The organism is Nguyenibacter sp. L1, assembly GCF_035199985.1.
Lineage (GTDB): Bacteria > Pseudomonadota > Alphaproteobacteria > Acetobacterales > Acetobacteraceae > Gluconacetobacter > Gluconacetobacter vanlangensis.
In genome coordinates this window covers 2,192,418-2,205,470 of sequence record NZ_CP127015.1, presented here as the reverse complement: position 1 = coordinate 2,205,470, position 13,053 = coordinate 2,192,418, and the positions used below count along the sequence as shown (strand labels likewise).

9 protein-coding genes are annotated in these 13,053 nt (G+C 65.6%); 3 read left to right on the top strand and 6 right to left on the bottom strand.

Annotated features, from left to right (window positions below):
- Positions 1-219: 219 nt before the first annotated feature.
- Together QN315_RS09920 and QN315_RS09915 are read right to left on the bottom strand one after the other, a co-directional pair.
- Positions 220-1,872, bottom strand: coding sequence for a S10 family serine carboxypeptidase-like protein (locus tag QN315_RS09920; protein WP_323989109.1), 1,653 nt, complete (start codon positions 1,870-1,872; stop codon positions 220-222).
- 273 nt (positions 1,873-2,145) lie between these two features.
- Positions 2,146-4,983 carry a TonB-dependent receptor domain-containing protein gene (locus QN315_RS09915; RefSeq protein WP_323989108.1) on the bottom strand — a complete coding sequence of 946 codons (2,838 nt, stop codon included), beginning with the start codon at positions 4,981-4,983 and terminating at the stop codon, positions 2,146-2,148.
- A gap of 552 nt (positions 4,984-5,535) precedes the next feature.
- Between QN315_RS09915 and QN315_RS09910 the strand changes: the two genes are divergently transcribed.
- Positions 5,536-6,672, top strand: coding sequence for a TDT family transporter (locus tag QN315_RS09910; RefSeq protein WP_323989107.1), 1,137 nt, complete (start codon positions 5,536-5,538; stop codon positions 6,670-6,672).
- A gap of 19 nt (positions 6,673-6,691) precedes the next feature.
- Here QN315_RS09910 and QN315_RS09905 read toward each other — a convergent pair whose 3' ends face one another.
- From QN315_RS09905 to QN315_RS09895, 3 genes are all read right to left on the bottom strand, one after another.
- Positions 6,692-7,618: an EamA family transporter gene (locus QN315_RS09905; RefSeq protein ID WP_323989106.1), complete on the bottom strand. Its 927-nt coding sequence runs from the start codon at positions 7,616-7,618 to the stop codon at positions 6,692-6,694.
- Positions 7,619-7,704: 86 nt separating this feature from the next.
- The gene (gene parE, locus QN315_RS09900) at positions 7,705-9,732 is read right to left on the bottom strand and encodes a DNA topoisomerase IV subunit B (RefSeq protein ID WP_323989105.1); all 2,028 of its coding nucleotides are present in this window, start codon (positions 9,730-9,732) and stop codon (positions 7,705-7,707) included.
- A gap of 95 nt (positions 9,733-9,827) precedes the next feature.
- Positions 9,828-10,370, bottom strand: coding sequence for a hypothetical protein (locus QN315_RS09895; protein ID WP_176640410.1), 543 nt, complete (start codon positions 10,368-10,370; stop codon positions 9,828-9,830).
- Between the two features lie 385 nt (positions 10,371-10,755).
- On the opposite strand from QN315_RS09895, the gene QN315_RS09890 reads away from it, so the two are divergent.
- Positions 10,756-11,295: an Ig-like domain-containing protein gene (locus tag QN315_RS09890; RefSeq protein ID WP_408904505.1), complete on the top strand. Its 540-nt coding sequence runs from the start codon at positions 10,756-10,758 to the stop codon at positions 11,293-11,295.
- A gap of 88 nt (positions 11,296-11,383) precedes the next feature.
- On the opposite strand, the gene QN315_RS09885 is transcribed toward QN315_RS09890, so the two are convergent.
- Positions 11,384-11,833, bottom strand: coding sequence for an Rrf2 family transcriptional regulator (locus QN315_RS09885; protein WP_176640452.1), 450 nt, complete (start codon positions 11,831-11,833; stop codon positions 11,384-11,386).
- Between the two features lie 223 nt (positions 11,834-12,056).
- Here QN315_RS09885 and cysK point away from each other — a divergent pair, with 223 nt between their 5' ends.
- A complete protein-coding gene (cysK, locus tag QN315_RS09880) occupies positions 12,057-13,040 on the top strand; it encodes a cysteine synthase A (RefSeq protein WP_176640451.1) in 984 nt (327 codons plus the stop codon).
- Positions 13,041-13,053 lie beyond the last annotated feature (13 nt).

Here is a 13,053-nt window from a genome sequence, read left to right as displayed (position 1 = left end):
GAAAATGTCCACAGGTTGCATTTTTGCAACGTACAATTTCATCATGCGAGATTGATTCCGGCCCCATGCTGGGTCCAATCGCCATATCCATACGGACCGGGCGCGGGCGTGCCGGAGCAGGGTACAGGCGTTTAAATGATCTGTCCGGGTATGCTGCCGCCGGAATCGTTGCACGCATTTCGGCGGCAAGGCGACTTCATCGGCCGCCGCGCGCCGCGTTCAGTGCGGTAAATTATCCGTCCGACGGATAAAGTCCGCCGCGTTGTCGTGCAGTTCCTTCAGTGCCGGCGCATGGGCATAGACCATGTGTCCCGACATATATTGATGGATCTCGATATTTCCGGCCAGCTTGCGGGGAATCGGCAGGTGGCGCATTTCGTACACGCCTTCGAAATAGGGCGTGCCCAGGTCGAAATAGCCCTGGTTGAGCTGCACCTTCAGCATCGGATTTTCCTTCATCGCCATGGCCAGGTCGGGCAGGACGTTGGGCAGGCCGCGATTCGAATGCGGGATACCGGGCTGTTCGTGGGTAAAGGACCATTTGCCGATAGAATGAGCGCTGGCCTTGTATTCCTCATAGGCGCCGGTCGGGCTATCGCCGCCATAATGCAGGACGTCGCGAGCATAATCGTTGAAGGCCGACAGATAGGCCGAGCCCATCGCCGAATCCATCGGATCGTAGAACGGATGCTGCGACAGCGGGTCGATCGAGGCGCCCGAGAAACGGCTGTCGAGCCGGCCGGTGTCGGCGTCCTCATCCGCCATCAGGGTCTTTTCGAATTCGCCGCCATTGACGCGCAGATTGGCGCGCTTGATGTAATCGACCGGCAGGCCCGTATAATCATGCAGGCGGGCGGCGATCTCGTTCAGGCGCTGGTCGGTGATCGCCGTGCCGTCCTGCAACGCGCCGGCATAGTCGGACAGTGCGAAATGCTCGACCTCATGCAGGAATGTTTTCAGGTCCGCCTGCTGGTGCGGCAGCTTGCGATGATACCACGCGGTGGCGGCATAGCTGGGCAGGGCGAGGATATAGGGCTGATCGACGCTGGGATTGGCCTCGGCCCGGTCGATGTTGTTGTCGTAATCCAGGATCTGCGACAGCAGCATGACCCCGTTCAGGTCGATCTCCTTGTCCTGCTTCAGCATGTTCGCGACGATGGCCGACCGCGTGGTGCCGTAGCTTTCGCCGAAGAGATATTTGGGCGCGTTATAGCGGTGATACCGGCCCAGGAACTGGGCGATGAAATCCGTAAAGGCCCAGGCATCGGGGTCCGTGCCGTAGAACGATTTTTCCTTGTCCTTGCCCCCGATCCGCCCGAATCCGGTTCCCGGCGCGTCGATGAAGACCAGGTCGGTGACGTCCAGCAGGCTGTCGTCATTGTCGACCAGCTTGTAAGGCGCCGCAGGCGTATGGGTGTCGTCGGCCGTGACGATCCGCCGCGGGCCGAAGGCGCCCATATGCAGCCACACCGTGGCCGATCCGGGACCGCCATTATAGACGAAGGTGATCGGCCGCGCGGCCGGCGCCACGTTCTTCTTGAAATAGGCGACATAGAACATCGCCGCCACCGGTTGGTCCCCCGGCTTGCCCTTCTTTTCCGGGGCCGCGTCGTCCCAGTCGCGGGGATGCACGATCAGCGTGCCCGCGACGGCCTGATAGGCGATTTTCTGCCCGCGGACCGTGACGATGCCGTCCGAGATCTTCTGCCGCGGGGTGAAATCGAAGGGGGCGAGGGAAGATTTCCCGTCATCGTCCTGCGGGGCGCCCTGCGCCGCATGATCGGCGGCCAGAGCCGGAACGGCGGGCAGCGTGGCGGCGGCGGACATCCAAAGCCCGAGGGCCGCGCCGCAGAGAAGGAGTTTGCGATTCATCGTGTGTATCTCATGTCGGTCTGTCGTTCGACCGATCCGGCATGGGGTATGCCCGCGATTGCGCGCCCCCGCCCGCGGAATGCGTCCGGTTCGGTCGGTCGAGCGCGTTCGGTCGCGATCGCGGCAGGATAACAATGTTCTGTCAGTGCACCAATCCTGGCGCGCCAGGATGGGATAAAAGATAATTTAGAACGTATCGAGATCGGGCGGCGGGATAAAAAAGGGCAGTGGCCGGAACGACCACTGCCCTTCGGCAATCACGAAATGAGTGCGTCAGAAATCCACGCCGGCCTGCAGGAAGACATAGCGGCCGACCACCAGGGTGCTGTATTGCGCCAGGTTGGTGTTGGACGCCGAGTCGAAGACGAACGGCGGCTTCTTGTCCAGGATGTTGTTGACGCCCGCCTCGAAGTTCCAGTTACGCAGGCGATAGGCCAGCGTCAGGTCGTGCGAGAAGATCCCCGGCGTCCGCCACTGGCCGGCGGTCTTGGCCGTCAGGTCCTGGGTGCCGTTGTTCCAGACCATGCCGCCCGTGTAATGCATCATATAGGTCAGGGCGAACGGACCGTGCTGCCACGTCGCGGTGGCGTAATCGGTCACACGCGGAATGCCGCCGCCATCCAGGATGCCCACGCCGCCCTGATAGAACAGGCGCCCGGCATAGTTGAACCACGCCCCGCCCGGCTCGTTCTGCTGCAGGTAGCTGACGATCTGCTGGAAATTGTTCGACACCGTCAGCACGTCCATCGGCGACAGCCGCAGGCGGTAATCCAGGTCGAAATCGATGCCGCTGGTCTTCAGGCCGCCCAGGTTCTGGTCCAGGCCGGTGACCGTGGTCAACTGCCCGGTGTTGGTGCGGGCCGAGATATCGCTGCAATAGCCCGGGTTGGCGCCCGTATAGCAGCCATCCAGGATATACTGGGTCTGCAGCGGGCTGATCATGTTCTTCAGCGTGTAGTGCCAGTAATCGACCGAAACCGACAGGCCGCGTACCCAGTGCGGGGTCAGCACGGCGCCGATCGTATAGGTGCGGCCGGTCTCGGGCTGCAGCTTGGCATTGCCGCCCGAAATCGTCGGCACCTGGCCGGAATTCGCATCCACGAAGGTCGCCGGGTTCACGCCCTGCCGCATGCAGTTCGCGATCACATTGGGGGACAGGCCGCCATAGGAGCCGGCCTGTGCGCATGGATCGACGGCGGCATTATAGCCCAGCGACGAACCGCCATACAGTTCATAGACGTTCGGCTGGCGATAGGACGTGCCCAGCGTGGCGCGGAAGCGCACGTCGCGCGTGGGCGCCCAGACGATCGAACTCTTCCAGTTCTGGGTGGAGCCGAACGTGTTGTAGCTGGACCAGCGGCCCTGGGCGTCGACCGTCAGGTCGCGGGCCAGCGGGGCATTGTGCAGCAGCGTCAGCTGCGCTTCGCCATAGACCTCGTTTACGTTGAAGCCGCCGCCGGTATAGGACGAGGTATTGCCCGTCGTCTGCCCCGAGGCCACCAGCGGATCGGGCGAATAGCTCAACTGCTCGCTGCGATGCTCCATGCCGAAGGCCAGGCCGAGATTGCCGCCGTTCTTGTAGGGCAGTTTGGCGACCTTGTCGTTGTTGAGCCGAAGGTTGAAGTCGCGCAATTGGTAATAGGCGTGATCGTGCTCGGTGAACTTGCCGTAGTTCGCCGCCGCCGCCGAATAGGGCTGGAACGGGTTCTGCAGCACGCATCCGGGCTGGCTGGTGCACACGGTCGGGTTGTACACCACCGCGCTGTTCGGATCGGTGGGGTCGAGCTGCTGCACGCCCAGTTCCTGCTCCAGATGGGCGTAATTGCCCATGTTGTTGTAGGAATCGGTCGTCTGGTTCCAGCCGTACGTCATGGACGCGTCATAGTTCCAGCCGTACCACAGCTCGCCCTTGCCGCCCGCGATCACGGTATAGGTGTCGGTCGCGTTGTTCTCGCGGCGCGGGCCCAGATCGTTCATGCGCTTGTACAGATCGACGTCCTCGCCCCAGTAATTATAGGGGTTGCCGGCCGGCAGGACGAAGCTGCTGGGCAGCGTGGACGGATAGATGCTGCCGGTGACCGGGGCCGCCGCCATCTGCATGAAGGACGTGCGGTGGCTGTAGCGGACGTTGGCATACACATCCAGATGCCGGTCGACATCGTAATGCGCGTCGCCGCTCAGCGATGAATTCTGGATCTGGTTCGTCAGGTACTGGTACTGGCCGAAATTGAAGCGATCGGCCTTCGTGAAGTCGTGGAACGTCGTGCCGTTCTGGTCCGACACCAGGTTCAGATTGCCCGATGCGTCCAGCACGCGCGCGGCAGGCGGAATCGACGATCCATAGACCGGCGTCACGCCCGGCCCGGCGACGGGGTTGGACAATTGCGGATTGGCCGACCAGTCGCGGTCCCGCTGGCGGATGCCCTGCGTCGTGTTGTACTGACCGAAGATCGTGATGTTGCCGCGATCATGGTCGAAATTGAAGCCCTTCGTGCCGGAGATCAGGCCGGACAGCCCGTCGCCATACTGGCTGACCCCGCCCTTGACCATCAGGTTGGCCGTGTTCACGTCGTGGCGCAGCTTGATGTTGACGACACCCGCCACCGCATCGGCGCCATAGAGTTCCGAGCCGCCATCCTTGAGGATCTCGATGCTCGCGATCTCGTTCAGCGGAATGGAGTTCAGGTCGACACAGGCGGCCTGGCCGTTGATGGCGGTGCGCTTGCCGTCGATCAGGATCAGCACGCGATTCTGCCCCAGATTGCGCAGGTCGGTGCAGGAGACGCCATCACCGCCGTTGGTCTGGGTATTGCCCGTGCCGGACGAGCCGATCGAGGGCAGGCGGGACAGATAGTCGCCCAGGTTCGTCGCCGAGGTCTGTTGGATCTGGCGCGACGTGATGATCTGCACCGGATCGGCGGCCGTGTTGTTCGAGCTTCGCAGGAACGAGCCCGTCACCACCACATTCTCGGCATTGCCGGCGCCCGAGGTGCCGCCGGCCGGGGCGACGGACGCGGCGCTGGTCAGTGACGTGGCCGTCTGGGAAGCCGCCGTCTGGGCAAAGGCGGATGTCACCAGCGTTCCGCCGAATGCGGAAAATGCCAGCAACATCCACTTTCTGTTCCGAGGGGTCATTCTGTAACTTTCCTATTACTTCGCGTTAATAAAAGTTACATCGTTCCTCCAGCTTGTCGACCGGCGGTCGGACGGGGTGTCGCAAATTCTTCATAATCTGTTGTTCATCTGCAACAGTGGTCGGGCATCGCATACCCGCCCCGAAGCCCATGCCGATAACTGGCCATCTTGTTCCGCAGGATTGATATGTGTCATAGTATGTCATGAATTTACATAATATTATTCAGGAATATTTGTTGCGGACATATAATATGTCGCAACGATAAGCCCCCTTGTCGAATAAACCCATGCCGGGTGCCTGTGTCACAAAGGACACAAATCATGGTCGCGGCGATGCCGGCCGGCCAGGTGCGCACCGATGAATGACCGGGCGATGCGGGCATCCATGCCATCCGACAGACGCCGTGCATCATATGGTGATATTTGTTCTGATTTTCAGATCAATTCTATCTTAATAATCTATTTTCATGTTTGATCGGATCGGCGCATCGTCCACGGATCACGTCCCGGCAAAATGGTCCCGTCCTTATGAGCGCGCAATTTCCTACCCTGCCCCGTCGCGCCTGCGACGACGATTCGTATCCTGTCATCCGGCGCTTCACGCCCAACTGGTTCGCCGTCACGATGGGCACCGGCGTGCTGGGGCTGGCCTTGCACCAGGCGCCCTTCCGCACCGCGGCGATCGAGGTCGTTTCCACGGCCCTGTGGGGGGTGGCGGGCCTGCTCTGGCTGCTGTTCGCAGGGCTGTACGCGGCGCGCTGGGTCCTGTACCGGCATGAGGCGCGGCGCATCTTCGACCATCCGGTCATGGCGACCTTCCTGGGCACCATTCCGATGGGGCTGGCGACGGTCATCGGCGGCCTGCTGGCCTTCGGCGTTCCCTGCTGGGGGCAGGGCGCGGTCGATGCGGCCGTGGCGTTGTGGTGGTGCGATGCGGCTTTGTCCGTCGCGGTCGGGATCGGCATCCCGCTGGCGATGATCGTCCGCCAGGATCACACGCTGCCCACAATGACCGGGGTCTGGCTGCTGCCGATCGTCGCGGCCGAGGTCGCGGCCGCGACCGCGGGCGCCCTGCTGCCGCACCTGTCCGACCCGGCCGCGGCGTGGCGGATGCTGATCCTTTCTTATGCGCTCTGGGCATTTTCCGTGCCCCTGGCCTGCAGCGTGCTGGCGATCCTGGTGCTGCGGCTGATGCTGCACAAGCTGCCCCCGCGTGAGATGGCGGCCTCGGGCTGGCTGGCGCTGGGGCCGCTTGGGACCGGGGCGCTGGGGCTGCTGGCGCTGGGCCAGGACGCGCCGGCGATCTGCAACGCCAACGGCATGGCGGCGCTCGGGCCCGTGGCCGCCGGCGCCGGCATCATCGGCGGGACGATCCTGTGGGGCTATGGCGCGTGGTGGCTGATGTTCGGGGTTGCGACTGCCCTGCGCTATCTGCGGCAGGGGTTGCCGTTCAACCTGGGGTGCTGGGGGTTCACCTTCCCGCTGGGGGTCTATGCCCTGGCTACCCTGACCCTGGCGCGCCAGACGCACCTGGCGCTGCTGGCGGTGTTCGGCGGCGTACTGGTGGTGGGGCTGGCGGTGGTCTGGGCCATCGTCGCGGCGCATACGCTGCGCGGAGCCTGGCGGCGCACCCTGTTCGTAGCGCCCTGTCTCGGCCTGCCATAACGGCGGAAGGCGGGGGCGCTCAGGGCTCGCCGGCCGTCGCCGCTGCGGGCCGGGCCGCGCGGGGAACCATCACGCCGCCGATCGAACCCGCCACGATGCACAGGATGCCGATCCATTGCGAGGGGGCCAGGCGTTCGCCCAGCAGGGCCAGCCCGATCAGGGCCGCCATCACCGGGTCCAGACTGGCCAGGATACCGTACTGCCGGGCGTTCAGATGCTTCATCGCCAGCATTTCCAGCGTATAGGGCAGCGCCGAGGACAGCACGGCCACCACGCCTGCCAGCGCGGCGGCGGCGGGATGGGCCGCAACATGCGGCAGGGTGGGCACGAAGACCGGCGTCGCCAGCAGCGCGCCGACCGCCAGGCCGATGGCGGTGGCCCGTGGCGCGTCCATCCGTCGGCTGACACGCGCGCCGACCAGGATATAGACCGCCCATGCCGCCCCCGCGAGCAGCGCGAAGACGACTCCCAGCAGGTCGATCCCGCCGTCATGCAGCGCCGCCCCCGGCTGCAGCAGAAGTCCCAGCCCGGTCAACACCAGGACCGCCAGCAGCAGATCGACCGGCCGGCGCGACTCCGCGAAGGTCAGGATCAGCGGCCCCAGGAACTCGACCGTCACGGCGACGCCCAGCGGCAGGCGCGCCAGCGCCAGATAGAACAGCATGTTCATCACGGCGATCGACGCGCCATAGCGGGCGACCAGCAGCAATGTCCCCCGGTCGGGGGCCGCGCGCCATGGGCGCACCAGCGCGCCCAGCAGGATCGCGCCCAGCCACAGCCGCAGGCTGACGGTGCCCAGCGGGCCGAATTGCACGAAGACCAGTTTCGCCAGCGACCCGCCGACCTGGAACGACGCGATGCCGCCCAGCAGCAGAAAGGCGGCGCCGACCGGCCCGCCGGCCGGTTTCTGCCCGGAAATGGCGTCCGGGGCCGTGCCGGTGGCCATGATGGTCTGTATCCTGCGTCAGAAGGTCGGTGTTGGTGCCGTGCGGCAGGAGCAGCAGTGGGACGAGATCCGATGAGACAGGATCTTCAGACGTCCAGATCCTCGACCATGCTCGCATGCTCCTGGATGAACTGGAAGCGGAGTTCCGCCCGCCGGCCCATCAGGTGCTCGACCCGCTCGCTGGTCAGGGCGCGGTCCTCGGCCGGGGTGACCACGCGCAGCAGGGTGCGCCGCTTCGGGTCCATCGTCGTCTGCTTCAGGTCGCCCGGTGGCATTTCCCCCAGGCCCTTGAAGCGCGAAACTTCGATTTTCGCGTTCGGCTTGAAATCGCGCTTCAGCTTGCGTTCCCGATCGGCGTCATCCATCGCATAGACCGTCTTGCCGCCCTGGGTCAGCCGGTAGAGCGGCGGCTGCGCCAGATACAGGTGCCCCTGGCGGATCAGATCGGGCAACTCGCGGTAGAAGAAGGTCATCAGCAGCGATGCGATATGTGCGCCGTCCACGTCGGCGTCGGTCATGATGATGACCCGGCCATAGCGCAGGCGGGCGGCCTCGAACCGGTCGCCGACGCCGCAGCCCAGCGCTTCGATCAGGTCGCGCAGCTCCTGGTTGGCGCGTAGCTTCTCGGTCGAGGCGCTGGCTACGTTCAGGATCTTGCCGCGCAGCGGCAGCACGGCCTGGGTCTCGCGGTTGCGGGCCTGCTTGGCCGACCCGCCGGCGGAATCGCCCTCGACCAGGAAGATCTCGGTCTCGGCCGCGTTCTCGCGCGTGCAATCGGTCAGCTTGCCCGGCAGGCGCAGGCGCCGGGTCGCGCTCTTGCGCGGCGTGTCCTTCAGGTCGCGGCGGCGCAGCCGCTCCTCGGCGCGTTCGATGATGAAGGCCAGCAGATTGTCGGCCTGCGCCGGATGGCCGGCCAGCCATTGTTCGAACCGGTCGCGCAGCGCCGTCTCGACCAGCCGGCCGGCCTCGGGCGAGGTCAGCTTCTCCTTGGTCTGGCCCTGGAATTGCGGATCGCGGATGAAGGCCGACAATTTGGCCGCCAGCGCCCCCAGCACGTCATCGGCAATGATCGAAGCGGCGCGCTTGTTGGAACGCTGCTCGCCCCAGGCGCGGAACCCCTTCAGCAGGGCCGCGCGGAATCCCGTCTCGTGCGTGCCGCCCTGCGGCGTCGGGATGGTGTTGCAATAGGACGCAAGATTGGCCGACCCGGATTCCAGGAATGCGATGGCCCATTCCATCCGCCCGGTAGCCGCGCCGTCGGGGCCGACCGGCAGGTCGGCCTCGCCCGACCACATGTCGGTCAGCAGGGTGGCCGCGCCCAGTTCGTCGCGCAGGCTGTCGGCCAGGCCACCGGGGAAATGCAGCACGGATTCGGCCGGGATGTCGGCGTCGCGGATCAGCGCCGGGTCGCACGACCAGCGGATCGTCACCCCCCGGAACAGATAGGCCTTCGACCGGCATAGCCGGTACAGCCGCGCGGGCGAGAAATGCAGCCGACCGAAAATCTGCGGATCGGGGGTAAAGCGGATCTGCGTGCCGCGCCGGTTCTGCGTGGCGCCGATCCGCTCCAGGGGCGTGACCGGATGGCCGCGTTCATAGACCTGGCGCCAGACCGCGCGGTCGCGCGCGACCTCGACTTCCATCCGCGCCGCCAGCGCATTGACCACCGACGAGCCCACGCCATGCAGGCCGCCCGACGTGGCATAGGCCTTGCCCGAGAACTTGCCGCCGGCATGCAGCGTGGTCAGGATGACCTCCAGCGCCGAGCGATCCTTGAATTTCGGGTGAGGATCGACCGGGATGCCGCGCCCGTTGTCGCGGATCGTCAGCCAGTCGCCGGCCTCCAGCGTGACGTCGATCGTGGTGGCGTGGCCGGCCACGGCCTCGTCCATCGCATTGTCCAGGATCTCGGACGCCAGGTGGTGATAGGCGACCTCGTCCGTGCCGCCGATATACATCCCGGGTCGGCGCCGCACGGGCTCCAGCCCCTCCAGCACCTCGATCGCGCTGGCGTCGTACTCTCCACCGTCGCCGCGCGCCGGTGCGGTGGGCGCGGCCGGACGGTTGCGTGTGTCCCGGTTCGGCCGCGGCGCGGAGAAGAGATCGTCGTTCATGGAGTGTTCTTTGTTCCGCCACCCCGGCGCCTGTCAAGCGCGCCCCGACAGGCCGGCGCCGCCGTCTACCCGCTCCCTATGTTCCGCCGCCGGTCTCAGCTACGGGTCGAATGCGTCCGCCGGCCGCGATAACGGGTGCGGATTTCGGTGCGCAGGCTCCGCTCGGGCGCGATGCAGGTCTCGTAGGAGGCCGGCTGGATGATGTCCTTGGCCTGGGCATAGCTGGACAGATCGGCCGGCGTATCCAGGACCGCGACCTCGTCGAACATCGCAGCGCGCTGGTTGCAGAAGGCGGTGCCGGCCTTCAGCCCCCGCTCGGACTGCACGTTGGCCAGTTGGGTGATGTAGTCGTCATGCTCCCGCTGGGCGCTGCGGCCATAGGTGGCGCGGAAATAGCCGTTCAGCGTGTTCTCCTCGGCCAGCAGCGTGCCGCGGAACTGGGCGACGAAGCTGTTGTAGCGGTCCTGCATGTTGCACGACAGCGCCGTGACCATCAGCTCGCTCTTCAGGCCCTGGACGTCGAACGCCTCATGCGCGGGCGAGGTGGTACAGGCATCGGCCGCCATCGCGGCCTGGCCGTTCAAAAACCCGGCAAGCGCCATGCCGGCCATTGCGGCACGCCGAATCGGAAAAGACATGGTGTGATTTCTCCAGACCGATCAAGGTGCTGCGCCGGATGGCAGCCGGCATATGAACCAATATGTGAACTAGATTGGCTAGAACTTTATAATGGCAACATAACCCTGGCGGTTGCGTTGGCAATTAAAATCTGGGTCCGTTCGGACGCGCTTCTATCGTCCGGGGGCGCGGGCCGCAAGCGTTCTGGTGCCGCATTTCCGCGTGCTCGGGCGTTGTCCCGATGGTCCGTCCGGGCAGGTCCGGACGGTGTCGGCCGGCGGGCCGGTACGCAGATTCACGCGGCGGGGGAGTTCCACCGTCCCGCGATCTGCTCTAGAGCGGTGGCCGGCGATTTTCGACCGCGTGCCCCGGCGCCTGCGGTCTGTGAACAAGCGGAGCTGACGAGTGCGAGTGCGACTGTCTTCTGCAATCCTGGTGGCGGCGTCCGCGCTGCTGGCCGGCTGTCAAAACAGGCCCGTGATACAGGCCGCCGTGCCGCCCAACCCGTTCGGCTATCTGAAGCGTTCGGCGGTCTGCAAGGTCGGTCCCGTGCGTCCGGACGCGTCGGGCCAGTTGCAGGCCAGCATGACCGTGCGGAGCGATGACGGGAATTGCGAGATCCTGGTTCAGCAGGATGGCGGGCAGTCCTATGCCTCGTTCGGCGTGGCGCCGGCGCCCGAGCACGGCAAGGCATTCATCTATAACTACAATAATCACACTTATGTGACGTACACGCCCAACACCGCCTATGCCGGACCGGACCATTTCACGGTGACGCTGATCCGCGGCAGCGGCCTGCCGCGCCGGTCGCTGGTCGTGGCCGCCAGCGTCGACGCCACGGGCGTCGTGGTGCCGACCCCTGCCGTCACCGCACCGCCGCCACCCGCGCCGGTCAAGAAGAAGACGGCGCGTCGCCGGACGACGCACACCGTCCAGCATCACTAACCGCCCAGCATCACTAAGAGCATCACTAAGGCCGGCGCCACCGCCGGCCGTCAGATCCGATCAACCACGCCGGATCGGATTGACCCGGTCAGATCGAAAAGGTGATCGGCTCGGCCAGCGGGCGGCGCATGCCGCTGGACTCGGCGCGGCGGACCAGATCGTCCAGGGTCAGCTTGCGGCACTGGCCGGATACCGCGTCATCCAGCTTCTGCCAGCAGGGTTCGATCACCTTGGCGAACAGCGCGCCGGCCGGGCCGTCATCGGTCGACGAATCGTCTGCGGTGGCGGTATCGACGATATCGGCCAGCGTGATGTCCCGGCGTGGGCGGCCCAGGCGGTAGCCGCCGCGCGGCCCGCGCACGCTCTCCAGCAGCCCGGAACGCGACAGGGTCTGCAGCAGCGGTTCAATGCCGCGTCGCGCCAGGCCCGCGCGCTCGGCGATGTCGGCGGCGCTGACCGTGCCGCTTCGCCCGGCATGAAACGCGACATCCAGCATGATAAGGACCGCGATCATCGCCCTGTCACGCCGAAGCAGCATCCCTGTTCTCTCCTGTCCTGCCGTGTGTCCGATCCGGCGCGCGGGCGGCCCGGCGCAGGGTTAATGGCGGAAATCTAACAGGAACGGGGACGATGATCCACGTTTCTATTCGGTATGATGGTGGATTATCTCCATGATTGCGATTAAATCCGCGTCAGGGGCCGTGCCGGGGAATATGGAACGGTGCGATTGCCGGAACGGCCGTGATGCAGGCGAAGGGGAGATGACGATGGCGGATGAAGACCGGCTGGGCCTGGCCCATCCCAGGGGCCGGGTGTACGATTCGATCGTCGATACGGTCGGCGGCACGCCGCTGGTCGGGTTGCCGCACCTGACGCGTGAGGACGAACTGACCAGCCGCATTTTGCTGAAGCTGGAATTCTTCAACCCGCTGGCCTCGGTCAAGGACCGGATCGGCGCGGCCATGGTGCTGGCCGCCGAACGGCGGGGGGAGATCGTGCCCGGCAAGACGGTGCTGGTCGAGCCGACCTCGGGCAATACCGGCATTTCGCTGGCTTTCGTCGCCGTGGCGCGGGGATACCGGCTGATCGTCACCATGCCCGAGGGCGCGTCGGTCGAACGGCGCAAGATGCTGCGCCTGCTGGATGCCGAACTGGAATTGACGCCGGCGCGGCTGGGCATGGCCGGCGCGATCGCCCGGGCCGAGGACATCCTGAAGAAGACGCCCCATGCCTGGATGCCGCGCCAGTTCGACAATCCCGATAATCCCGCCATTCATGCCGCCACCACGGCCGAGGAGATCTGGGCCGACACCGAGGGTACGGTGGATATCGTCGTGGCAGGCCTGGGCACTGGCGGCACCGCCAGCGGCATCGCCCATGCGCTGAAGCCGCGCAAGGAGGGGCTGGCGGTCTACGGCGTCGAACCGGTCGAAAGCGCGGTCCTGAGCGGGGACGAGGCCGGCCCCCACGGTATCCAGGGCATCGGCCCGGGTTTCTGCCCCCATACGCTGGACCTGGCTGCGCTGGACGGCGTGCTGACTGTGTCCGAGCGCGAGGCGATCGCCGCCGCCCGCCGCTGCGCCCGGCTGGACGGGGTGCCGATCGGCATTTCCTCGGGCGCCGCGCTGCATGCGGGGATAAGACTGGCCCAGAAGCCGGAACATGCGGGCAAGACGATCGTGGTGATCGCGCCGTCCTTCGCCGAACGCTATCTGTCCACTTCGCTCTTCACCGGCCTGGCCTGAGTTTTCATGTTCC